22 protein-coding genes are annotated in these 24,136 nt (G+C 60.5%); 20 read left to right on the top strand and 2 right to left on the bottom strand.

The window, feature by feature from the left end; translation table 11 throughout:
• Positions 1 to 3: 3 nt before the first annotated feature.
• Positions 4 to 774: an ATP-binding cassette domain-containing protein gene (locus HCO70_RS03850; protein WP_172293245.1), complete on the top strand. Its 771-nt coding sequence runs from the start codon at positions 4 to 6 to the stop codon at positions 772 to 774.
• Positions 775 to 861: 87 nt separating this feature from the next.
• On the opposite strand, the gene HCO70_RS03845 is transcribed toward HCO70_RS03850, so the two are convergent.
• Positions 862 to 1,758 (bottom strand): LysR family transcriptional regulator, encoded by an 897-nt coding sequence (locus HCO70_RS03845; RefSeq protein ID WP_172293243.1) that lies wholly within the window; start codon positions 1,756 to 1,758, stop codon positions 862 to 864.
• Positions 1,759 to 1,893: 135 nt separating this feature from the next.
• On the opposite strand from HCO70_RS03845, the gene HCO70_RS03840 reads away from it, so the two are divergent.
• The 19 genes from HCO70_RS03840 (at position 1,894) to HCO70_RS03750 (ending at position 22,952) form a co-directional block, all read left to right on the top strand.
• Positions 1,894 to 2,316 (top strand): DoxX family protein, encoded by a 423-nt coding sequence (locus HCO70_RS03840; protein WP_172293241.1) that lies wholly within the window; start codon positions 1,894 to 1,896, stop codon positions 2,314 to 2,316.
• A 97-nt stretch (positions 2,317 to 2,413) separates the two neighbouring features.
• Complete coding sequence (locus HCO70_RS03835; protein WP_172293239.1) at positions 2,414 to 3,223, top strand: VOC family protein; 810 nt, start codon at positions 2,414 to 2,416, stop codon at positions 3,221 to 3,223.
• Between the two features lie 3 nt (positions 3,224 to 3,226).
• Positions 3,227 to 4,192 carry a glutathione S-transferase family protein gene (locus HCO70_RS03830; protein WP_172293237.1) on the top strand — a complete coding sequence of 322 codons (966 nt, stop codon included), beginning with the start codon at positions 3,227 to 3,229 and terminating at the stop codon, positions 4,190 to 4,192.
• A 118-nt stretch (positions 4,193 to 4,310) separates the two neighbouring features.
• A complete protein-coding gene (locus HCO70_RS03825; protein WP_172293235.1) occupies positions 4,311 to 5,798 on the top strand; it encodes an FAD-binding oxidoreductase in 1,488 nt (495 codons plus the stop codon).
• Entirely contained in the window at positions 5,795 to 6,199 is a 405-nt protein-coding gene (locus HCO70_RS03820) for a hypothetical protein (protein WP_172293233.1), read from the top strand. The genes HCO70_RS03825 and HCO70_RS03820 overlap by 4 nt, the downstream gene beginning before the upstream one ends.
• Complete coding sequence (locus tag HCO70_RS03815) at positions 6,199 to 7,251, top strand: hypothetical protein (protein ID WP_172293231.1); 1,053 nt, start codon at positions 6,199 to 6,201, stop codon at positions 7,249 to 7,251. The genes HCO70_RS03820 and HCO70_RS03815 overlap by 1 nt, the downstream gene beginning before the upstream one ends.
• A complete protein-coding gene (locus tag HCO70_RS03810) occupies positions 7,235 to 7,534 on the top strand; it encodes a hypothetical protein (RefSeq protein ID WP_172293229.1) in 300 nt (99 codons plus the stop codon). Before HCO70_RS03815 ends, HCO70_RS03810 begins: the two co-directional genes overlap by 17 nt.
• A 160-nt stretch (positions 7,535 to 7,694) precedes the next feature.
• The gene (locus tag HCO70_RS03805) at positions 7,695 to 8,717 is read left to right on the top strand and encodes an efflux RND transporter periplasmic adaptor subunit (RefSeq protein ID WP_216665248.1); all 1,023 of its coding nucleotides are present in this window, start codon (positions 7,695 to 7,697) and stop codon (positions 8,715 to 8,717) included.
• A gap of 137 nt (positions 8,718 to 8,854) precedes the next feature.
• The gene (locus HCO70_RS03800; RefSeq protein WP_172293225.1) at positions 8,855 to 9,790 is read left to right on the top strand and encodes an efflux RND transporter periplasmic adaptor subunit; all 936 of its coding nucleotides are present in this window, start codon (positions 8,855 to 8,857) and stop codon (positions 9,788 to 9,790) included.
• Positions 9,787 to 12,831, top strand: coding sequence for an efflux RND transporter permease subunit (locus HCO70_RS03795; protein WP_172293223.1), 3,045 nt, complete (start codon positions 9,787 to 9,789; stop codon positions 12,829 to 12,831). Before HCO70_RS03800 ends, HCO70_RS03795 begins: the two co-directional genes overlap by 4 nt.
• Positions 12,828 to 13,517: a TetR/AcrR family transcriptional regulator gene (locus HCO70_RS03790; protein WP_172293221.1), complete on the top strand. Its 690-nt coding sequence runs from the start codon at positions 12,828 to 12,830 to the stop codon at positions 13,515 to 13,517. The genes HCO70_RS03795 and HCO70_RS03790 overlap by 4 nt, the downstream gene beginning before the upstream one ends.
• A gap of 262 nt (positions 13,518 to 13,779) precedes the next feature.
• Positions 13,780 to 15,117 carry a serine/threonine-protein kinase gene (locus HCO70_RS03785; RefSeq protein WP_172293219.1) on the top strand — a complete coding sequence of 446 codons (1,338 nt, stop codon included), beginning with the start codon at positions 13,780 to 13,782 and terminating at the stop codon, positions 15,115 to 15,117.
• A gap of 14 nt (positions 15,118 to 15,131) precedes the next feature.
• Positions 15,132 to 16,172 (top strand): FHA domain-containing protein, encoded by a 1,041-nt coding sequence (locus HCO70_RS03780; RefSeq protein ID WP_253913103.1) that lies wholly within the window; start codon positions 15,132 to 15,134, stop codon positions 16,170 to 16,172.
• Positions 16,165 to 17,097, top strand: coding sequence for a PP2C family serine/threonine-protein phosphatase (locus HCO70_RS03775; RefSeq protein WP_172293217.1), 933 nt, complete (start codon positions 16,165 to 16,167; stop codon positions 17,095 to 17,097). Before HCO70_RS03780 ends, HCO70_RS03775 begins: the two co-directional genes overlap by 8 nt.
• Positions 17,098 to 17,174: 77 nt before the next feature.
• Positions 17,175 to 18,383 carry a hypothetical protein gene (locus HCO70_RS03770; RefSeq protein WP_216665247.1) on the top strand — a complete coding sequence of 403 codons (1,209 nt, stop codon included), beginning with the start codon at positions 17,175 to 17,177 and terminating at the stop codon, positions 18,381 to 18,383.
• Positions 18,384 to 18,540: 157 nt separating this feature from the next.
• Positions 18,541 to 20,604, top strand: coding sequence for a dynamin family protein (locus HCO70_RS03765; protein ID WP_172293213.1), 2,064 nt, complete (start codon positions 18,541 to 18,543; stop codon positions 20,602 to 20,604).
• A gap of 18 nt (positions 20,605 to 20,622) precedes the next feature.
• Positions 20,623 to 21,687 (top strand): dynamin family protein, encoded by a 1,065-nt coding sequence (locus tag HCO70_RS03760; protein ID WP_172293211.1) that lies wholly within the window; start codon positions 20,623 to 20,625, stop codon positions 21,685 to 21,687.
• A 90-nt stretch (positions 21,688 to 21,777) separates the two neighbouring features.
• Entirely contained in the window at positions 21,778 to 22,182 is a 405-nt protein-coding gene (locus tag HCO70_RS03755) for a hypothetical protein (RefSeq protein ID WP_216665246.1), read from the top strand.
• The gene (locus HCO70_RS03750) at positions 22,179 to 22,952 is read left to right on the top strand and encodes a hypothetical protein (protein WP_172293207.1); all 774 of its coding nucleotides are present in this window, start codon (positions 22,179 to 22,181) and stop codon (positions 22,950 to 22,952) included. Before HCO70_RS03755 ends, HCO70_RS03750 begins: the two co-directional genes overlap by 4 nt.
• Before the next feature lie 125 nt (positions 22,953 to 23,077).
• Here HCO70_RS03750 and HCO70_RS03745 read toward each other — a convergent pair whose 3' ends face one another.
• Positions 23,078 to 24,136, bottom strand: a complete 1,059-nt coding sequence (locus HCO70_RS03745) for a branched-chain amino acid ABC transporter permease (RefSeq protein ID WP_172293205.1) — start codon at positions 24,134 to 24,136, stop codon at positions 23,078 to 23,080.

Below are 24,136 nucleotides of genomic sequence, written 5' to 3'. Positions count from 1 at the left end.
CGCATGAGTTCCGAAATAGACCGCACCGGCACACCGCTTGTCGAAATGCGCAACATGCGCAAGGCGTTCGGCGGCATCCATGCCGTCGACAACGTCACCATCGACCTCTACCCGGGCGAAGTCGTCGGTGTTCTCGGCCATAACGGCGCCGGCAAATCAGTCTTGATGAAGATGCTGTCCGGCGCTTTGCCGCGCGACAGTGGCGAGATCTATGTCAACGGCGAAAAGGCCGAAATCAACAATCCCCGTGACGCGCGCAACTATCAGATCGAGACAATCTATCAGTACCTCGCCCTTGCAGACAATCTCGACGCCGCAGCAAACCTGTTCCTCGGCCGTGAACTGACGACACCGCTAGGTTTCGTCGACGACGCGAAGATGGAGGCCGAGACGCGCAAGATCATGGGCCGTCTCACGCCGAACTTCCGCCGCTTCAATACACCCGTTGCGGGCCTCTCAGGCGGTCAGCGGCAGTCCGTCGCGATCTCCCGCGCGGTATACTTCAACGCCAAGATCCTGATCATGGACGAACCCACCGCCGCGCTTGGTGTCGAAGAGACGCGGATGGTTGCCGAACTGATCGATGAACTTAAAAAGCGCGGCATCGGGATATTGCTTATCGACCACGACATCCATCAGGTAAAGGCGCTTTGCGACCGCGCCAGTGTCATGAAGAACGGCAAGCTGGTGGGCACCGTCGAGGTCGACAAGGTGAGCGAAGACGATCTTCTCGGCATGATCATTCTCGGTAAGAAGCCGGAAATGGCGGCTTGACAAATTGGCGGCAACAGATCGGGCTCGGCGGTGCTTAACCTGCCGGGTCCGGTTTCATGAATAGTGTCGTCACTGGATCGCCCGGATTCAAAGCACCCCCGCCGACTTGATGTCCGACGCCGCGAAATCAATGAGCGCGCGCACTTTTCGCGGCAATGTACGCCCTTCGAGGTAGACCGCGCTCAACGGATGTACGCCCCCTTGCCATCCGTCCATCAGCCGCACTAGACGGCCAGCCGCAAGTGCCTCACCCAGAACAAAGTCCGGTCCGTAGGCGATCCCGAACCCTTCCAGCGCCAGATCCCGCGCCACCCTTGCGCTGTTCACCGAGAACCGTCCGCGAACCTGAACGTCCAGTTCCTCGCCGCCTCGCCGGAATGCCCAACGCGCGGGATTTCGGCGGTTCGTGTCGACGATACAGGCGTGACCTTCCAATTCGTCCGGTGATTGCGGCGTTCCGTAGCGAGCAAGGTAGTCCGGCGACGCCACCACGACGCTTTCCACCTCACCGAGCTTCCGTGCTTTCAAGGCCGAAACCGCGGGCTCCCCGATCCGAAATGCTAGGTCGATCCCGCTCGCGGCCAGATCCACGTAAGCGTCGTCCAGTCGCAGGTCGATCACCAATGCCGGATGCGGCGCCGCAAACCGGCGCAGCATCTCTTGCACATAGACCTCGCCAAACGTCACCGGCGCCGAGATCCGCATGCTTCCGGAAAACCCGCGTGTCCCCTCGGTCACGTCCGAGATCATCCCGTCGAACTCTTCCAGCAGCGCAGGCGCCCGCGCCAGAAGTTCTTCCCCTGCCGGTGTGATCCCAACCTTCCGCGTTGTCCGCTGAAGCAGGCGTACTCCCAGCCGAGCCTCAAGTTCCGCTACGTATTTCGATGTCAGCCGGTTGGAGACCCCTAGGCGCCCCGCCGCCGCAGTGAAAGACCCACTCTGCGCGGTTGCCACGAATGCGCGCAATCCATCCACCATATCCATATAAGTATTCCGAACATTTCGGCGATAGTATTTCCACATATTCTCCATTTCATTCCAATCCTGCAACCTCCATCTTGCCGTTATCGAAAAGCACCCCGGCTAAATGCAGCAGCCGGGACGAAACGGAGAGAGACAATGATTGACAACACCACCGCCCCTTACGCCGCGCTGATCCTTCGAGTGACCACTGGCGCCCTGTTCCTCGCCCACGGGCTGACAAAGCTTCTCGTCTTCACACCCGCCGGCACCGCTGGATTCTTTTCATCGCTCGGTCTTCCGGGTTGGCTGGGCATCCTGACGATGATAGCCGAGATCGCGGGCGGCATCGCCCTGATCCTCGGCATCGCCACCCGCTATGTGTCTGCGGGGCTCGTACCGGTCCTGCTGGGCGCCGCATTCTTCGCTCATGCTGGAGCTGGCTTCGGCTGGAGCAACGAAGGTGGCGGCTGGGAATACCCGGTGATGTGGGCCGCCGTGCAGGCCGCGCTCGCGCTGTTGGGTGACGGCGCACTCGCGCTCTACCCGACCCGGCGCATACAGTCCGCGTTGGCCGCCTGACGTTAGACCAACCATTAAAAGCAATAACTGCCCTGTCGCATTGGCGGCGGGGTACACCACATGGACTGCATGAATGGTCCTTGAAGGATTGAGAAAAATGGCTACCAGCTCCGCCCCCCTTGAGATCGGCCGCGTGGTTTTGAAGGTCCGCGACCTCGACACCGTCGGCGGATTCTACGAACAGGCTCTCGGCCTCGCACCGATAAACCGCAACGGCGAATCCGCCACTTACGGCACCGGCGACCGCGTGCTTCTGGAACTGCATGGCGACACCGCCGCCCCCCGTGGATCCCCCCGCGAAGCCGGCCTGTTCCACACCGCTTTCCTGCTGCCTTCCCGCGCTGATCTTGGTGCGTGGCTGCACCACGCCGCTGAAACCCGAGTGCCGCTTCAGGGTGCCTCCGACCATCTGGTCAGCGAAGCTCTCTACCTCGCCGATCCCGAAGGCAACGGCATAGAAATCTACGTCGACCGCCCCCGCGACCAATGGACCGTGAAGGACGGCCAGATCGCGATGGCCACCGAACCGCTCGATCTCAATGATGTGGCAAGCTCAGCAACCGCTCCCTGGTCCGGCGTGCCTGACGGCACGGTTGTCGGTCACGTCCACCTGCAGGTCGGTGCGCTTGATCCGTCCGAGGAATTCATCAAGCAATCGCTCGGCATGGACCTGACCACGCGGTATCCCGGCGCGAATTTCTTCAGCTCCGGCGGCTACCACCATCATCTGGCCGGAAACATCTGGAACAGCCGAAACGCTGGCACCCGCACGCCGGAGGCAACCGGCCTTACAGAAGTGGAAATTCTCGGCACGCCTGCGGGGCTGGCAAATGCAGCCTTGCAACCAGGCGCCGTCCTTACCGACCCGTGGGGCACCCGGTTCCACATCACCCAGAAGGAAGCCTGAACCATGCTCGTCGATGGGAAATGGACCGAAGACTGGCAGCCGGTGCAAAAGGCTGACGAAAAGGGCCGCTTTGTCCGTCAGGTGTCGAGTTTCCGTAACTGGATTACCCCGGACGGCTCGGCCGGCCCCACCGGAGGGAGCGGCTTCAAGGCGGAACCGAACCGTTACCGCCTCTACGTCGCTCTGATCTGCCCCTGGGCATCGCGGACACTGGTCGCCCGCAAACTGAAAGGGTTGGAGAACCTGATCCCCGTCACAGTGGTCAACCCGGTCCTCGACAAACAGGGCTGGAGCTTCGGCGGTTATCCCGGCGCCGACACGGACCCGCTCCACGATGCTCCACACTTGCACGAACTTTACACCCGCGCCGACCCGCACGTCTCTGGCCGTGCCACGGTCCCGGTACTTTGGGACACCAAGCGCGATACCATTGTGAACAACGAAAGCGCCGACATCCTGCGCATGTTCGACACCGCCTTCGAAGAGCTCGCCCCTTCCGAAGTCCGACTGTACCCGCAGGATATCGGCGCAGACATCGATGCGCTGAACAAGCAGATCTACGACCAGCTCAACAATGGCGTCTACAAAGCCGGCTTTGCCATCACGCAGGAAGCCTACGACGAAGCCGTCGACGGTGTCTTCGCGTTGCTCGACATGCTGGAAAATCGACTGTCCGGCGATTTCCTGTTCGGCGACCGGCTGACCGAAACCGACGTCAGGCTTTTCGTCACGTTGATCCGCTTCGATGCCGCCTATCACGGCATCTTCAAATGCGACCGTCGCCAGATTGCCGACTACCCGCGCCTGAGCGCCCATCTGGAACGGATGATCAGCCTGCCCGGCGTGCGCGAGACGGTGAACATGGACCATATCACGCGCGGCTACTATTCGATCAAGGCGCTGAACCCGAACGGCATCCGCCCGACCGGTCCTGCGCATATCGACGCTCTGTTGAAAGCGGCTGCCTGAAACTGAACTCCCGGACGAACCCGTACGGGAGCTTGATTCAGGTAAGGAATTCAGTACCAGCCTTTTCCTGGCCTCTGCGCAATTGTGCGCCCGACGGATTCTGGAAAGACCTGGCACGATGAAGACCTTTACCCGCCGCGCCGCACTTTTTGGTGCCGGAGCGATATTCGGTGGATGGCTGACACACCACTTTACGTCCACGAACCCCAGCCTGGACGGCACGGCCACCATCGCCGGTGCCGGCGGTGAAGGGAAACTTAACGACGCGAGCGGCTTGTCGGAAACACCGATCTTCCGGCACTCTATCCTGACTGAGGATCCCGGCGACGCGCTGGTTAAAGCTATCCGCGCCGAAATCGCCGACGCGCGCGCCGAAGAGCGCCCCGTCAATGTGGGCGCCGCACGTCATTCCATGGGCGGCCAAGCGATTCCACATGACGGACACGCCCTGACTTTCGATAGCGCGTGGATCGAACCAGACATTGGCAATTCGACGATGCTGGTCCATGCCGGAGCACGCTGGCACCAGGTCATCTCGGCCCTCGACCCGCTGGGATTCGGCCCGCGAGTCATGCAGTCGAACAACGATTTCGGCGTCGCCGCGACCTTCTGCGTCAATGCCCACGGCTGGCCAGTAAAAATCGGTCCGATGGGCGCCTCGGTCCGCAGCTTTGACATGGTCCTGCCCGACGGCGGCTTGGTCTCATGCTCGCGAACCGAGAACCCGGGCCTTTTCGGCATGACGATGGGCGGCTATGGCCTGACCGGCGCCATCACGCGGATGGAAGTCGACATCGCACCCAACCAGCGCCTGGCCCCTACCTTTGAAAAGCTCGACTCCCGGGACTTCGGCCAGCGCTTCACCGAAGCTCTCGACGACACCTCGGTCACCATGGCCTACGGCCGACTGAACGTCGATCGTGCGCATTTCTTCGATCAGGCCCTTCTGATCACCTACCGGGCCACCGAGGATCAGTCAGCGCTGCCGCCTGCGAGCGGTTCCGGCACCCTGTCGAAGTTGTCCCGTCAGATCTACCGCGCCCAACTCGGCAACGAGCGGATGAAGCGCATTCGCTGGTGGACGGAAACCGACCTGGGTCCGAAGCTCGGTGGCGGACCGTCCACCCGAAACAGCCTGATCAACGAGCCCGTTGTCACACTGGACGACAGGGATCCCAACCGGACAGACATCCTGCACGAATATTTTGTTCCGCCGGATCGTTTCGCGGATTTCATCGACGTCTGCCGGCAGGTGATTCCAGCCTCTTATCAGGAATTCCTGAACGTCACCCTTCGCTACGTCGATACGGACCCCGACAGCTGGCTCGCCTATGCACCACAGCCCCGCATCGCTGCCGTCATGTCTTTCAGCCAGGAAATGACCGCCCGCGCCGAGGCCGACATGAAGCGCATGACCCAAGCGCTGATCGAAGGCATTCTGGGTGTCGGCGGAACTTATTATCTGCCGTACCGGCCCCACGCTCGACAGGAACAGTTCGTGCACGCATACCCCCGCGCCGCAGAATTCGCGAAGGCGAAACGGGAACTCGACCCGCAGGGTATCTTCCGTAACAACTTTTGGGACACCTACATGGAGACCCTATGAGCACCCTGCAAAAGATCGCCCTCGGCTATTTCGTGGTTCTTCTGGGTGCCGCGTCGCTGAACTACATCCCTGGCCTGACCGATGACGAGGGGCTGGCCTTCGGTATCTTCGAACTGGATCTCTTCGACGACGCGCTGCACGTCGCATCCGCCCTTTGGGCCCTCGCAGCTGCACTAATTTCCCATCGCGCTTCGAAGATCTTCCTGATCCTGTTCGGCGCGCTCTATCTCGGCGACGGCGTCTTCGGCTTCTTCACCGGCTACGGCTATCTCGACTTCGGTATCTTCACCAACGGTTCGGCTGGCATGTCCTTCTCTTTGCTACGCTTTCTCGCCAACCTTCCGCACCTTTTGCTGGGTGGTTTCGCGGTCTGGGCCGGGCTGAAGCTGGATCGATACTGATGCGCTGGCTTTTTCGCTGGTTCGGACGGCTGTTGATGGTCTTGGCGGCGTTCGTGGTCATCCTGCTTGCACCGATCGCCTACGTCGAACTGGCATGCAGGAGCGAACCATTGCCGGACAATTACGTATCGATCCTGCCACCTGAACATCGACGTCCGGAATCGCGCACGCTGCTGACCTACCCGGAATGGCATATCGTACACGCCTATGACGACTATGCCCGAGTCATCTCCGAAGGCGACCCACATGATTTCGGGTTCTTCAGCTCGATCACCGGCTTCTGGTCATCGCTCTGCTCGCTTTCCAAAGCCTCCGGTGCTCATGGCGGCTTCCCATGGGAAACGAAGCAGATGGTCTACACCATAGGCGTCAGTTTCACCGCCGAGTTCGGCGCCAAGGCCGCCTACGAGGAAACTCTCGGCCGCATCGCCACTTGGATCCGCGGCTCAAATCGCGCTCCACTTGACGACCTTTCCGCCCGGCAAGCCGCGGACTACGCCGCCTTCCTGCAGCAGACCCCTTGGTACAAATGGGACTTCGCAGCCGCCAATAACGAACTTGCCGCCGCCAACAGCGGGACATTTCGCGACCAGGAGCGCCGCATTGCCCTTGGTATCGAGAACTGGGTCAAGTCGGGCTACGCAGACATCATCGCCAGCGCGGTCGAAACCGTCGGCGCCGACGATTTGACGCTCCGCATGATCGTCAACGGACTGACGATCGAAGATCTGTCCGAACTCGAGGTGGTGCAGATAATCTCCAACCGCCCACAAGGCATCGAGATCGAAACTCCCCGCTACCGCGACCTTACACATATCCTACAAAAGTTGGCTCATTTAGGCGCTGATTTTGTTGAGATCGCGGGAAATGACGACATTCTTTTTACCACCACCTCAACCGAGTTTCGTGCCAGCGATGCCCTAATCAGTTTCCCTCGCCAAGGCTATGGCGACTATCGTCATCTGAGCATGGTAAGGGTCAACGAACTTGCAGGTCGCTTGCGCGATATCGAAACAGGTCCGGTGGCCCTTGAACATGTACACGATTTTTAGCCGTTGGATCGGCTACCTGTGCGTCGTCTTTGTCGGCTGGCTGGCAGTATTGGCAACGGTCATGGTCTTTACCGATGCCGCCCCGGGCGCAATCGCGATTTTTCCGATGAAAAATTTTGCCAGAAGTTTACCTGACGAGGCGGCCATTGTGGACACTGGCCGTATCTGGATAGCAGTCCGCGGCGATGGGCCGGGCCTCGGTCTCGACCTTTATCGCGCAGGCGCGCTCCTTGTTTTGCCCGCCGGACTTCCCGGTTGCCTGCCCTTACCGACTGCACCCTGACCACGCCGATCCCCGAAACGACCGCGCGTCGTACCGTTAACTGCACCCGAAAAACCGTCACCGCGCCAATTGACACGAGTGTCAATTTCACTATCTCCACCACACCAGTCCGCAAACGCGCCGGGAATTTCTGATGTCAGTTCGATTATCTGCCTGTCTCTTGCTTTTCATCCTTCCCTTGGCGGCCCAGGCGCAAGGCGTGCTGCCGGTCGAGATCGTTACCGCTGAGAAGTCATCATCCGAAGATGCCTTCTCTATCGTCGGCACCGTCGAGGCGTCCGAAAGCTATCCGGCAGCATTCCGTACCGGCGGCCGCATAACCGAGGTGAATGTCGAGGTCGGCGATCACATTTCCGAAGGAACAGTCATCGCCAAAGTAGAGGCTGATATGGCCAACGCGTCGCTCGATGCCGCCCGTGCGTCGCTTCAGGCGGCAACGGCAGCCGTTGATCAAGCTCGGCTCGCCCGCGACCGCGCCAGTGGCCTCCTTGAGCGCGGGGCGGGTACCCAGGCCGATCTGGACGAAGCGGAAGAAGCCTATCTCTCTGCCGTCTCCTCCCGAGACCGTGCGCAGGCATCGCTGGAACAGGCCGAACAGGCCGTGGAAGATACAGTCCTCCGTGCCAGTTCCGATGTCGTGGTTATTGATCGCAGCGCTGACCCCGGCGAAATTGTGAGTGCCGGGCAAGAAGTCGTCAGTCTTGCCGTCGAGGGCCTGCGGGAGGCACTGTTTCAGGCGCCCGATGTGTTCGGTCTAGCCAAGGCACGAGGAAAACCGATCCGTCTTTCTACCCCTGCTCAAGGCGATATCGACGCAGAGGTCACCGAAGTATCCGATGTGCTGACCGATGCCGGTACCGTCGAAGTGCGAGCGGCGATTCCACCGGAGTTCGGCCGGAACCTTCCATTCGGGACGCAGATTGTCGGCACTGTGGTTCTGGCCAGCGCACCTATCGTCACCGTCCCATCCGACGCGTTGACGGCAAGTGCCACTGGCCCGGCTGTCTGGACCGTCGATCCAGACACCATGAGGGTCGACATGACACCAATCGTTCTTGCGGGTTTCGGCGATGAGGCGCTCCGCATTGAGGACGGGGTTGAAGAAGGCGCTCTTGTGGTCGGTGCTGGCTCGCATCTGTTGTTCCCCGGTCAGGCCGTCCGTCCTGTGGAGATGGCCGAATGACCCGCGCTTTCCTCTTGGCCGTCTCGCTTCTCGCGCCAATCGGCGTACAGGCCGAAACCGGCGCCCCTTCGCCCGAACCCGTTGCGCCTCGCCCGGTAATCTCCGAGATCGTCGCCGCGCATCCCGCCGTCGCTCGCGTGTTCTCCGGCGTGATCCGGGGCCAGAACGTCACGATGCTTGCATTCCAAACCGCGGGGCGCGTCGCGACAATGGACGTGTCTCCGTCAGATCTGATCGAACCCGGACAGGTCATTGCGACGCTCGACGATGTAACCCTGGAACAGGATCTCGCATCAGCGCGTGCCGCGTTGGAAGCCACCGAGGCCGAAGCGCGCCTAGCTGCCAGCCAACTCGACCGAACGGAAACGTTGTTTGACCGCGGCATCGCGTCGGATGCTGAACTCGAGCGCGCCCGCGCGAACCGCGAATCAACTGCCGCACAGGTTGAAAGCGCCCGCGCCGAGGTTCAGCAAGCCGAAGATGCCGCACGCTATGCAACACTCACTGCATCGCGGCCGGGCCTCGTTCTCTCGACCGAGGTCGACCCTGGCACGGTCGTTTCCGCCGGTACCGGCATTGTCCAGGTCGCCGACCCCGACGGACGCGAGGCCGTGATCGATATCCCCGAAGTGCTCGCGGAAACGCTGCCCTCCGACTCTACGTTCGAGATACGACACCATTCGCAGAACGTTCCGCCGGTCATCGCCTCCCTGCGCTTAATCGAGCCGGTCACGCAAACCAGCCTCAACACGCGTCGCCTGCGCCTTCGGCTGGAGGATCCGCCGCCTGATTACCGCATCGGCAGCCTGATCACTGCAACACTGGAAAGCGGTGGTGAACCGCTGATCGCGATCCCGGTATCGGCGATTACCGGAACTGAGGATGAACCGAAAGTCTGGGTCGTGTCCAACAATGGTGAAGAGCGTAAAGTCCATCTCACCCCGGTAACAATCGACTACACCGCTGACGGTTTCGCGGCGATCAAGGACGGGCTCGAAGCTGGCGACGAAATCGTTACGCGCGGCGTTCACAGCCTGGAAGACGGGCAAACTGTCGGAGTGCGTATAGAGTGAAAAACTTCAACCTATCCGACTGGGCGCTCAGCCACCGTTCTTTCGTCTGGTACCTGACCATCGTCGCCCTCGTGGCAGGCGCACTTGCCTACCTCAACATGGGGCGCGAGGAAGATCCAAGCTTCACCATTCCCACCATGGTCATTAGCGCCTCGCTACCGGGCGCTACGGCCGAGGAAACGGTGACTCAGGTCACCGATCGGATCGAACGCAAACTGCAGGAACTTGACGAACTCGACAGCACACGCTCTGTCACTTACCCCGGCCGTGCCGTCGTGTATGTGGATGTACGTGATACGATCCCGGGCCGGCAAATCCCGCCGATCTGGCTGCGCGTCAGAAATATGATGTCCGACATTCGCGGCGAGTTTCCGTCGGAGTTTGAAGGCTTCGCTTTCAACGACGACTTTGGGCAAGTGTTTGGCAACATTTACCTTTTTACAGGTGACGGCTTTGCGCCCGATGAGTTGAAGACCTATGTCGAGGCTGCTCGCGACCGCGTCCAGGAACTCGACGCAGCAGGCAAGGTCCAATTGATCGGTGAGCAGGACAAGGTCGTTCTTGTTGAGTTTTCCGCTAGCCGGCTAGCCGCTCTCGGTCTGGACGGCGAGACGGTCATGAACACGCTTGCCGCTCAGAACCAGATCGTTCCTTCGGGCATCGTCCAGACAGGAAATGAGCAAGTCCTTATCCGGGTCAGCGGCCAGTTCGACAGCGCTGCCGATCTCGCGAATGCGCCGCTCCGTGTCGATGACGTGTTCTTCACTCTCGCCGACGTCGCAACCGTCACCGAGGATTTTGAAGATCCCCCTTCCACACTCGTACGCTATGCTGGCACGCCGGCTATCGGCCTGACCATCGGCATGCGCGACGGTGAGAACATTCTCGACTTCGGCGCGGACCTGGATGCATTGATGGAAGAGGTGGTCGCTGATCTGCCAATTGGTATCGAGGTACACAAGATTGCGGATCAACCGCACGTCGTAGAGGAATCTGTGGGCCACTTCGTCCGGGCTCTGGCAGAAGCGGTCATTATCGTGCTGGCCGTCAGCTTCGTTTCGCTAGGCGTCCGAGCCGGTTTCGTTGTTTCACTGTCGATCCCGATCGTGCTGGCACTTACCTTCCTGATCCTGGATACCATGGGCATCACACTGCAGCGGATCTCACTCGGCGCGCTAATCATCGCTCTCGGGCTGCTGGTGGACGACGCGATGATCGCGATCGAGACGATGATCTCGCGTCTGGAGCTAGGAGAGAGCTTGTCCAAAGCGGCCTCTTACGCGTGGACGTCGATTGCCTGGCCCATGCTGACCGGCACATTGATAACCATGGCGGGCTTCATACCTATCGGGCTGAACGGCTCGGCGGCGGGCGAATACACATCCTCCCTTTTCTGGGTGATCGTCGTCTCTCTCCTGCTAAGCTGGATCGTCGCGGTACTCTTCGCGCCGGTGCTCGGCGCCACTTTCCTGCCAGCGAAATGGAAACATACCCACCGCGAGCCCGGCTGGCTGCGCCGCCGCTTCCGCTCGGTTCTATACCAGGCCATGCGTTTCAAGTGGATCACCATCCTAGCCACCTTCGTCGCCTTCGCCGCTTCGGTTTATGGGATGGGCTTCGTTCAGCAGCAGTTTTTCCCAACATCCGACCGGTCGGAAGTCATCGTTGACATTACTCTGCGCCAGAACGCCAGTTTTGATGCCACCAACACAGCAATGGCAGAGTTTGAGCAATGGCTGAGCGAACAGGAGGAGGTACAATTTTTCTCCTCCTACGTCGGCACCGGCGCCCCACGTTTCGTCCTCACGCACGACTCGCCCACCGACGGGCCGAACGTCGGCCAGGTCATCATCATGACGCCGACAGTCGATACCCGAAATTCGCTTCAAGCCAAGATAGACGCCTATTCCGAGGCCGCCGTAGGAATCGAATTCTTCTCCAAATCGGTCGAACTTGGCCCGCCCGTCGGCAAACCGGTTCAATATCGCGTCGTCGGTAATGACATCCCTAAATTGCGCGATGTAGCCCGTGAATTCGCCGCCCTGATTGCCCAGGACGAGCGCCTTGAGGCCATCTCGCTTGACTGGAGCGAACCGATCCGCGTTGTCCGGGTGGAACTGGACCAGGCCCGCCTGCGCCAACTCGGCCTGACACAATCAGACGTCGCGGGCGTCCTCTCCAGCGTCTATGAGGGCAGCGTTATCACCCAGCTGCGAGAAGGCACCTCACTCGTCGACGTGATCCTGCGCGGGCAGGCCGCAGAACGGCAAACACTGCGCGCGCTCGAGCACCTTCAATTCGCCAGCAACGACGGAACCACGATCCCGCTCAGCTCCATCGCAACTCTCAGCTACACCACCGAGCAACCGCAGATCCGGATGGAAGATCGCGAACTCACGATCACCGTCAAAGCAGGCATTGTCGGCGGGGACCAGCCCGCAACAATCGTCGAAGATCTCACGCCCGCGGTGGACGAATTCATCTCCAACTTGCCTCGTGGGTTCTCGGTCGAAGTCGGCGGCACTGTCGAAAGTAGCGCCGAAAGCCAAGCACCCATCATCGCCGTCGTGCCGATCATGGTCATGACGATCCTAACGCTTGTCATGATCCAGATGCAAAGTTTCCGCCTGATGGCAGTCGTCATGGCTGTCGCACCTCTCGGCCTGATCGGTGTGGTTATCGCACTCCTGGGATCCGGCGCTCCAATGGGGTTCGTCGCGGTGCTGGGCGTTCTCGCACTTGTCGGCATCCTGATCCGGAACTCGATTATCTTGATACAGGCGTCCGAGGATATCCGTGCCCAAGGCAAATCCCGGTGGGAGGCTATATCCAAAGCCGCCGACGAACGTGCCCGCCCGATCCTGCTGACTGCCGCTGCCGCATCGCTGGCGCTGATCCCGATTTCCCGGCAGATCTTCTGGGGCCCAATGGCCTATGCGATGATGGGTGGAATTATCGCCGGCACGCTGATCACCCTGTTGTTCGCACCGGCCCTCTACTGTGCGGTATTCCGGCTCCGCCCGCCCGAATCTGAGTCATGATATTCTGCCGCAAGAAATCGCGGGATCCGGGCCAGGCCAGGCGCGAAAAAACCCGCCTCAAGCTGATCGAGGCCGCCACCCTCGTGCTGTCTGAACGTGACCCAGAGGATACCCTGATCGACCATGTCATACGTCGCGCCGGCGTATCGCGCGGAACGTTCTACAACTATTTCCGCTCGGTCGAAGAATTGATGCAGGCGTGCAAGGAAGAGCTGGCTCGCGAGCTGGTCGCCTTGATTCTCGAGGCGCAGATCGAAGAAAGTGACCCGGCCCGCAAGCTCATCCTCGGCCTGAAGCAAGCTCTGGAACTCACGCGGCGTTGTCCGCGTCTCACTGAATTCAGTGCGCGCCTTGGATTTCGTGCTGTCGGCCCCGGGAGCTTTGTGCACGAAATCGGGGGAACCGTTATCAGCGAAGGAATGTCAAATGGCGTCTTTCGCCCGATGCCTGCGGAACTCGCCGTCGACATGATCGAAGCTTCCATGATCGCCGCAGCTCGACGTACCGCGGCCGGCGAACCGGTCGAACCAGAAGTCCTGGTTGCGGCCGTCGGCAGGATGCTTGGAGTTCCCGCCGAATTGGCAGACAGGATCGCGGCACTGCCGGTCCCGGCGATCGACATACCTCCCGACAGCCTGCTCGCGCGAAGCAACCGTGAACTGAGCGGGCGGCAAGTCACCAGCTAGCGCTGTTTCCTCATTATATCAGCGACTTACTGAAAATAGAGCGGTTTTCGGCCGTTGCCTCTGGCGGCCTCTGACACATTCCCAAAGTGTTCCGTCGCGGCGCGAGATCTACTTCCGAAAAACCGATTCTAATCCGATCAGACCGGCCTGAAACCTTGCTCCATTGAACCATTATTTGGTCACATTGTTGTGGAAACTGAAACAGGTTGGGAGGTTTCTTCCGGTACAAAAAACTCGCAGGATCAATGGCGAACGACCTTCTATGGCTGTTGCAGAACATATGAGCGGGGCACCCTATCCCGACGGCCGCGACGACACCCTGAACCCTGGGGACCGTCTGCTGCATGGGCAATACCGTATTGACAGCTACCTGAACTCTGGCGGGTTCGGGATCACCTATCTCGCTCACGACAGCCTCGATCGGAAAGTCGTTATCAAGGAGTGCTTTCCTTCGGCAATGTGTTGCCGGACCGAGTCGCGCGTGCGCGCCCGTTCCCGGTCCCTGCAAAAGGACTTTGAGAAAGTCGTGCGTCATTTCGGGCTGGAAGCCCGACGCATGTCGAAGCTTAAGCATCCGAACATCGTCGGTGTACACCAGGTTTTCGAGGATTTTGGAACATCGTATATGGCGCTCGATTTCGTCGAGGGCCGCGACTTGCAGGACATCATCGAGCAAGACCGCCATCAGCTTACTCCGGCCGATATCAAGCAGATGCTGCTGAAATTGCTGGACGCTATCCAGTACGTGCATGAGCAGGACGTGCTTCACCGCGATATCTCGCCGGACAACATCCTGATCGATCAGACCGGCAACCCGGTTCTGATCGACTTCGGCGCAGCACGTGAGGTCGCGACCAACGCCAGTCGTGCACTTTCCGCCCTGCACATTGTCAAGGACGGCTACTCGCCACAGGAATTTTACCTGGCCAACAATACGCAGTCGGCCTCCTCGGACCTGTATTCGCTGGGCGCTACCTTCTACCACCTGATTACTGGCGAGGCGCCGCCAAACAGCCAGGTTCGCCTTGCCGCGCTGGCCGCTGATGAGCTTGACCCGTACAAGCCGATCCCGCCCCGCACAGAGGGCTACGATCACTATTTTCTGCGTGCCATCGACAAGGCGTTGGCCGTGTTTCCCAAGGACAGACTGCAAAGTGCCGAGGAATGGATCGAAGAGATCGATCAGGCCCGCCGTCAGAAGGCAATGCGCGAACGCGCCCGCAAGGACCAGGAGTTGGACCTTGCCATCCGCGAACTGACCGCGACCACAAATCGTGAATTGATGGCGACCTCCGAGAAACCGGTACCTTCGGAAACGAAACCAATCGATGCCGTCCAGCCAGTGGTGCAGTCAAAACCTGCCAAGCCTGCCCAATCCGGACGAATCCCGGCAGCTGGGGACGTCAACCCTGAAGAGGAGTTGGCGGAAACCGAAAAATTCGTACCGCTCGCCGAGTCGGAAGCGGCATTTGCCGAAATAGACGAGACGCTTCCCGAGCGGCCCCAATCTTTTTTCGCCCGTCTTTTCTCTAGATCCGAAAAGCGGCGTGCCAGCCGAGACAGAAATGCCGAATCCCAAAGCAGGAGGGCGCCGCAGTGAAGCTCTTTCGAGGAATGAGAACACGCGCCGTAAGTGCGCCCGAAGCTGACATTCCCCAGCAGGAAGACGAGTTTGACGAAGAGACACTGCTTGAACGCAGCAAGGAATGGGCGGCCGAGGGTATCCTCTGGGACGAAAGCGGGGACGAGGTTGCCGTGGCTCCGTCGGACACCGATGAAATCGACGACGATGCAGCGCCCAAGGAAGCGTTTGACGACTATGTCGAGGACGACCCCGACGAGCCCGGACTCGGCGGTATGCTGGAAAAAGAAGAACAGACTGCTAAGGCGGATCCGGTGCAAGATTCCGACCCCAACCCTGCCGGGTCGGACGACGACACCGAAAGCACGCCGAGCCAGGAAGTCCGCAAGATCTGGGACCTGTTCGACGACGACGAGGATGGAGAAACGGCCCAGACGGGCGCGGAGGAAGACGATTTCCCCAACGCTCCGCCTGAGCGCAGCCAGGCCGAAATGGCGCGAGAGGCGATGCAGATGATCAAGGATCGCGCCAATGGAGATACCAGCGCTCCGGATCATTCGGCTCAGGTTACCTCCATGGCCATCGCGCGACCTACCGGCGGTGCGGGCCGCGCCAAAACTCGGCTTCTCGGCTTCGCAGCGGGCGATGCGGCCGAGGACGACGTGTTCGGCCGCAAACGCAACCGCCCAGTCGCACAGGCCAAGCTGTTTCCGGCTGGCTGGCTGGTGGTCATCGACGGCCCCGGACGTGGCGCGTCCTTCGCACTCTACAGTGGCGTTAGCCAGATTGGGCGTGGAGAGGATCAATCGGTCCAGCTGAATTTCGGCGACATGGCAATCTCGCGTGAAAACCACGCAGCCATCGCATACGATGAAGAGCAGAACGCCTTTTACCTCGGCCATGGCGGCAAGGCCAATATCGTGCGCCTGAACGGCCGCCCGGTTCTCTCGACAGAAGAGATCTCCAACGCCGACCTGATCCGGATCGGCGAAACCACACTGCGTTTCGTCGCCCTGTGCGGCCCGGATTTTGCCTGGGATCTCACCGAGGACAACGAGGTCGGAATTGCTTAGTGGACCAAGACTCAGCTTTGATGTCGCGTCGGCCCTGAACCAAGGCAGGCGCGAGAATCAGGAGGACGCAATCGTCGCCGATTTCCCGATCGGCGCTGGCGTCGGCCTCGTGGTTCTCGCCGACGGCATGGGGGGCCATCAGGCGGGCGAAGTCGCCAGCAAGATCGTCGTCACCGAAGTCTTCAGCGAGTTGAAGCTGCGCTCCACCGAACTGGCCAATCATCCGGAACTGGTCACGGAAGCCCTTCGAAACGCGGCAATGGCCGCTAATGACTGCGTCCGCCATCACACCACCAAGCACCCGGCGACCGAGGGGATGGGATCGACCCTGATCGCCCTTGTTCAGATGGACGATGCACTGTGGTGGATTTCTGTCGGCGACTCCGTGCTCTATCTGATCCGCGACGGCAAACTGCGCCAGCTTAACGAGGATCATTCCCTCGCTCCGCAAATCGACTACATGGTCAAACAGGGCATGATGACCGAGGAGGCCGGCCGCAATCACCCTGATCGCAACTGTCTGACCTCCGCTCTGCTGGGCGAGGAGATAAGCCAAATCGATTGCCCCGAAAAGCCACTCAAACTGCGGCCCGGTGATACAATCGTCGCCGCCAGTGACGGATTGCCGTTCCTTAAACGTAAAGACATTCTCCGCATACTGAGCGAGGATTCGCATGCTGAAAGCTCGGAACTGGCAAATCGGTTGGTTCGCGCACTAAAGGCATTGAACCATCCCGATCAGGACAATGTCTGCCTTTCGGTAATTCGTGTTACGCCGAAAGCTGGCTCCGAGATCCCCATGCGTCCGGAAGCAGCGGCACCCCCGCCAGAGCCGACGCCAGAGACAGCAGAAAAGTTCAAGCGTCGTGACAGCGGCAAGCTCTTCGGTCGGCTCCGTAGCTTATCGACCGGTCTTCTTCGCTGATGACACAAAACGCCCGCGATGACGTAGTCGCGCGTCTGCGCGGGCTACTTGCGGCTGGAGGGTTGCCACCACGTGCTGTGCAGCTTGCCGAACGCCTCGCGCACCGGCTTACCTCGCCGATCCGGATCGCAGTCCTCGGTATGCCCGGCGCCGGGAAGACCACGCTGTGCAATGTCATTGCCGGCGCACAGCTTGTCCCACCCGGTACACCGTTGCCGACAACGGAATTCCGCTACGGCGAAGCCCGCGAACTCACAGTGACTCTCGGCGATGGAAGCCGCCGGGTATTCGACGGTCATGATTTCAGCGCTGCCCTCGCCCTCACGCCTTCCTTCATCGAAATACGTGCACCGCAACCGATGCTGCAGCGCATCGGCCTGCTCGAAGTGGTCACGGATTCTTCCCCTGCCGAAATTCGGGCCGCCGCTCGGTGGGCCGCACGCCGAAGCGAGATGACGATCTGGGCCACCGAGAATTTCGACACTCAGCAACAGACCATCTGGACCAAGCTGCCGGACTCCATGAAGGATCATGCTTTTCTGGTCCTGACCAAGACTGACACTCACCCAGACGATATCCGCCGCAACCTCGGCGTGCTTCACGAAAAGCTTGCAATGGAACATTATCTGCAGCTGTTCCCGGTCGCTGCCAGCCGCGCCCTGTCCCTAATCGGCTATGAAGCCGAAAACGCCGATGCGATGAAAATCACCGGATGCCAGGTCCTGCTCGACACCCTGAATGAAAGCCTCGACAAGGGCCTGCAGGCAGATATCGACGGAGCGCTTCTGTTCCTCAGCCGGTATGAGAATGTTGCGCCCGCCGCACCGTTGCCAGAGGCAGAGCCCGAGCAACCGCCCCCTCCAGCAATCGATGACGCCAGCATCACCGCCAAACAGCACGACGACGATCCGTTCGATTTCTCCGGCGGCGAACTCTCGGGATTTGACCTGGGTGACGACGGAAATGAACCCGCCGACTCGGCAGCGCCACCGGCCGAATCCGGTGCGAGGGCCGCTCTCGCGCTGATCCGCTCTGGTGCCGAGACCATGTTGACCGGCATCGCCGATAATCCTGATGCCACTGCACCTGTCCTCGACTGCTGCGTGGAAACTGTTGAAGCCCTTGGACCTCACGCAGAAGGCAACGCCGCGCTCGAGGAAACCGTGCTGCAGGCCGCGGATTATCTTCTACTTTTACAGCTTGAACAGAATCCCCAGGCCGCCGAAGACGCTGTCACTGCGCTGTTGCAAATCAAAAGAGATTTCGAAACAGCTCTCGCGGCTTAAGCGATATTACTTTCAGTTTTCGACACTTTGCCAAGGAATCGCCGCACTTGGCCGAAAAATCGCCGCTTTCAACCATCACCAATCTAGGTGACGCAAGTCGCCCGAAACCGACACCGGCGGGCAACCCCCGTTTTTTTTTACCGCGGCAGGCAATCGCATGGATGCTGATACGTTTATTCTGAAGCGGAACACGGACTGCGCAGAGTCGTTCTCGAAACTGGCAATGCCCGGTTTTGCGAACCTGGTGCCCCTGACCGAGAAGTTTCAGGAAGTGCATGGCGCTCTCGATCATCTTGCCCGAATTGGCGACAGGCCTACCGAGCAGACCGCGCGAAAGCTGCAGAACAAGCTGGCGGTCACTGAACCCAGCGTAACGATGATCGGCCAGGTCAAGGCCGGCAAGACCTCGCTGGTCAACGCAATGGTCGGCTGGCCCGACCTTCTGCCCGCCGACGTCAACCCATGGACGTCGGTGGTCACTTCCCTGCATATCAGCCCCAAGCCCGTGAAGCAGGACACTCAGGCGCGGTTCCAGTTCTTCAATCGCGACGAATGGGACAAGCTGGTCCTGAACGGCGGCCGCATGGGTGAACTTGCAGGCCGCGCGGGCGCCGACAGCGAGGTGGAAAAGGTCCGCCAGCAGATCGCTGAAATGCAGGAAAAGTCACGCCGCCGTCTCGGCCGCAAGTTCGAACTCCTTCTCGGTCAAACTCATGACTACGGCTATTTCGACGGCCCGCTGATCGAACGCTATGTCTGTCTCGGCGACGATTTCGAGGATCAGACGGAGACGTCCAAGACACAGGGCCGCTTCGCCGACATTACCAAGTCGGCAGAGGTGTTTATGCACCGACCCGACGTGCCTATGCCGCTCTGCATACGCGACACGCCGGGCGTGAACGACACATTCATGGTCCGCGAGCAGATCACCATCCGGGCGATCCGCGACAGCCGCACCTGCGTGGTCGTCCTCTCCGCGCACCAGGCTCTGTCTTCGGTCGACATGGCGCTGATCCGCTTGATCGCTAACGTGAAGTCCCGCGACGTGATCATTTTCGTGAACCGCATCGACGAGCTGTCCGACCCCGGTCGGCAAATCCCGGAAATCGAGGAGAGCATCCGCAAGACCCTCGCGGATCATCAGGGCCCTCTGGACGCCGAGATCATATTCGGCAGCGCCTACTGGGCCAACGAAGCTCTCCACGGCATCACCGAGATCGAAACCGACAGCGCCGCCGCGCTCGCAAACTGGGCGTGGGCAAATGCCGAAAGCGCCCCCGCGGACGAAGACGAGCAAACCCGTCTCTGGCGTCTCTCCGGTGTACCGGCGCTCTACGCCGCACTGTCCGACCGCATCGCTGATGGACACGGCAAGGAAGTGCTCGATACTGTCGCCAAGAGCGCCCGAAACCTCGCCAGCGGTATCCGCGTCTCCAACAACATCGTCTCGATGCGGAGGCAGGACGGCAACGGACCGAAACTCGACCGCCAGAAACTTGCTGACGGGCTACAGCGGATTCAGGCCGTCGGCCGCAAGGTAATCGAGCAGGAATTCGACAAGCTGATCGAGGATTTCAACGGACGCGTCGACCGCGCCCACCACAATTTCCTGCGCCGCGCAACTGCGGCGCTGATCGACCATCTCGAACGCTTCGGCGAAACCACCGTCTGGAAATACGAACCGACCGGTCTTCGGGTTCTGTTGCGCTCCGCGTATCAAAGCTATTCCAAGAAGGCGCAGGACGCGACGAACAAGATCCTTCGCGCCACCGCTGCCGACATTACCAAGGTGTACCGAAAAGCGCACCTTGTGAACGACCCGGCCTTCGCGATCGAGGCTCCGCACGCCCCTCGTGTTCCACCGCCAGTACTGCTGGGCCAGACTATCGCGCTCGACATGCAGGCCAACTGGTGGTCCCGCTGGTGGCGGCGACAGCGCGGCTACCAGGCATTCGCCGAAGAGTTCTTCGGCCTGATTCAGGCGGAAACTGAGCCGATAACCTATGGCCTGAAGCAGGATCACGCGCTTTCGGTGCGCAACGATGCGCTATCAGCCTTTATGGGCTTCTTGAAAGAACAGATCGCGATTCTGACCAACCTCGCCGAGCAGGACAACATGACGGACGACGAGCTTGCCGCCGCCTTTGGAGTCGACAACCCGCGCGACCGCCAGAGCGCCCTCGCCGACGCCATGGAAACCCTCGACAAATTCGCAGCCTGACCGGAGGCGCAGAGCAAGATGCAATTCGACGAACCCACACAGGAAAGCGTCCGCGCTGACGCCGCAACCCGGCTCGGTGGTGATGAGCGCAAGCCTCGCATTGCCCTGATGGGTGAATTTTCCGCCGGCAAGTCGACATTGTCGAACCTGTTGATAGGCGAACCTGCCCTGCCCACCAAGGTTACCGCCACGCAGCTGCCGCCAGTCTGGATCTCGCACGGCGAAGGCGCGCCCTACCAGGTCGACCTCGACGGCAACGAGTCCCCAGTCGATATCGATGATATTCCGTCGATTTCGCCGGTGGACGTTCAATACATTCGTGTATTCCACGAGAGCGAAGCGCTGGAGCTTTGCGATGTGATCGACATGCCGGGGATCTCTGATCCCAACATGCCACCGGAGGTGTGGGAGCGTGTGATGGACCTCGCCGACGGCGTGGTTTGGTGCACCCATGCGAACCAGGCCTGGCGGCAGAGCGAAGCCGCGGTCTGGGCAACCTTTCCGGAAGAACTGTACGACAAGAGCCTTTTGCTGCTGACCCGCTTCGACAAGATTATCAACGAGCGTGACCGCCAACGTGTTGTAATGCGCGTCGAACGCGAGACAGAGGGATTGTTCCGTGGTGTCTTCCCGATCTCGCTGGTACAGGCTCTCGATGCCAAGGAAGACTTCGAAAAGTGGCAGGCCTGCGGTGCCGACGCCTTTGCGTCTGCTCTCGTCGATCTTGCCAACGAACTATCCACCCGGATGCGCCCCTATACCCGCCCCGGCTTTGGTGAAGATGTGCGGCGCACGGTAACGCCGCGTACCACCGCGCCAACAGAATCGGACCCGTTGGTGCTTGAAGAGCAGACCGAAAAAAGCGAACCGCTGGTATTGGGCACGCCTGAACCAGACGGGGCACCGAAGGTCACTGAAATGTCTACGCCAGCACCTACGGAAGAGACAACAGGGCAATCGGGGCGCGTTAGACCGGGACGTGTTGTTCCGCGCCGCGCCACGCGCGGTGATGGACCGGCTGCACGCCGTCCCCGTCCATCCCGCGACGACGCCGACGCTGACGCCGACAATCTCTTTACCTGAAGAGCCTCCACCCCATGCTATCACCGGGCCGTAGGAAAGCGGGCCGACTTGTGATTTTCTTCACGACCCGAATGAACTATAGCTCGTCGGGTGGGTGCAGTGACTTCCAAGAGACCGGATTTGAGCGTAACTGAAATTCTGAACCAGCTTCGCTCTGCAATAGCCGAGATCCGGCTGACTGCGTTCATAGATCTGGATTCGCGCCTGGTCCTTGCATCCAGCGCTGACACCCGACCGCGTCAGGAAATCCTTGATGCCATCGCTGAGACTGGTGCGCAGTTGCTGCCGGCGCCGAATTCACCGCTCGCCGCTTGTTTCCCCGACAGACGCCCCCCGGACCACGCGACCCTGATCGCCTCTGACATGCTCCTTGTCTATGTCCGCCCCGCCGGAAGTACCGAAGCGATCTGCTGCCGCTGCTCCAACGGCGCTGATCCTGCCGCCATCCTCTCCCACGCCAACGATGCACTGGCAAAAATCGGCGCGGGTGAATGAGCACTGGCAACCTGAAATCCCGACTGAAGCAACTCGCTGAAACTTCTGTGATCAAGGACAACCGGCGCCGTTTGGGCGATGGAAGTGGCCAGGATCTAATTGCTGCAATCCTCTCCGAAATCGATGAAACCGTGTTCCCTCGCCGGCTCACCATCCGCAATGACGCCGAAGAAGTTCTTTGTCTCGACGCCGCAAGCCGTCGCCTGCAACGACTGCCCGGCCCGGTCCCGACAGGTCTTGAAGATCAAACCGCGCTGTTTGAAACCGACCTCTTCGACCCCGAGCCCGCATTGCTTGAACAGCTCCGCACAACCTTCTCCACCTTTGCCGGAGCCAGCCTGCATCTCTGGGTGCTCTCCCGCGAACTGGAGACTGATGACACCGCGGCACAGACGGGCCTTTCGGCCGCAATGCTGGCGGAAACCTGGTCATTACGCCTGGGCCCGGTGCCGCCACTCGATCCCGACGAGGCTCTCGACCGATTCCTTGATCTGCTCGAACCCTATTGCACTGCCTGGGCATTGATCGCCGATGCAGATCTGGAAGCGACCTCTGATCCCGCCCCGAACGCCGATCAGCAGGATGTGCTGATCGCGACCAACTGGACCGGTTTCGCCCCCGCCGCCGGCCGCGAGCCGTGGTGTGCCGTCCTCGGCACTACGGATTCACCGGTCGTTCTAGCATCTTACAACGGGCGGGGTCTTTATGCGCGGGCAGACGATCTGTCCGAAGCGGAGATCATGGAACTCTGGCATTCGCTGGGGCTTTAGCCGGCCAAATCTGTTTTAGCTTTTTGGGGCGTTGACGAGTTGCATCGCGATCCGGCTGAAGCGACTCAGACACCGCCCCTTTGGACGAGTCCAGCAACCATTGCGGCCGCCTTCGAAGAGGGACCTCACTCGGCCTCCCTCTTGCCCATCAAAGTGCCAGCGATCCCTGCCGGGAAAAAATAAACCAGCAGAATGAACAGGATCCCCAGCCATAGCAGCCAACGTTCTGGACTCAGCAGCTCCGGCACTAGCGGCACATTCGCTGTCGCCCCGGCTGCAACCTCCATCAGATCGCGCAGGTAGTACTGCGCCAGCACCAACGCGGTCGCCCCGATCACCGCGCCCCACATCGTGCCGATGCCGCCGATCACAACCATCAGCAGGATGTCGATCATGATGTCGAAGCTCAGCGCCGTCTCGGGCCCGGTATACTTCAGCCAGACCGCATAGACCGTCCCGGCCAGGCTCGCCGTCACCGCCGCGATCACGAAGACCGCGGTGCGGTAGGCGACGACACGATACCCGATGCCTTCCGCCCGCGCCTCATTCTCGCGGATCGCCTTCAGCACGGTGCCAAGCGGCGAGCCGACAATGCGTAGCATCGCCCAGAACAGCAGCGCCGAGGCGATGAAGACGAAGTAATAGGCGGCGAGCTTGCCGTTCATCCTAACACCGAGCACGTTCAGCACCTTGCCGTCTGCATCCGTCAGCAGCTTTGTCGCCGGCTTGAACAGGTCAGGCGCGCGATAGGTCATACCATCCTCGCCACCGGTAAACCCCGATAGCTGCGACGCCAGCACCAGCGCGACAGAGGCCGCCGCCAAAGTGATCATGGCAAAGAAGATCGCCTTCACGCGCAGGCTCAACAGACCGATAAATGCCGCGATCACCGCCGCGACCACCGCGCCGCTGACCGCGCCCAGCAGCACCGGCGTCCATCCCGGCCCCATCTGTTTCAGGGCAATCGCCGCCCCGTATGCGCCAAAGCCGAAGAACATCGTATGCGCGAAGGACACAATCCCGGTATAGCCGATCAGTAGGTCATAGCTTGCCACCAGCGCTATGAAGACACAGATCCGCGCCGCCACCTCGATCTGCCGCACGTCCTGGAACAGGAACGGCGCGAACAGCAGCAGCGCCCAGAGGGCCAGCGCGGCGATCTTGACTGTCAGAGAGCCCTGCAT

Source organism: Pseudoruegeria sp. HB172150 (assembly GCF_013184805.1).
GTDB lineage: Bacteria > Pseudomonadota > Alphaproteobacteria > Rhodobacterales > Rhodobacteraceae > Psychromarinibacter.
This window is presented reverse-complemented; position numbering and strand designations above follow the sequence as displayed.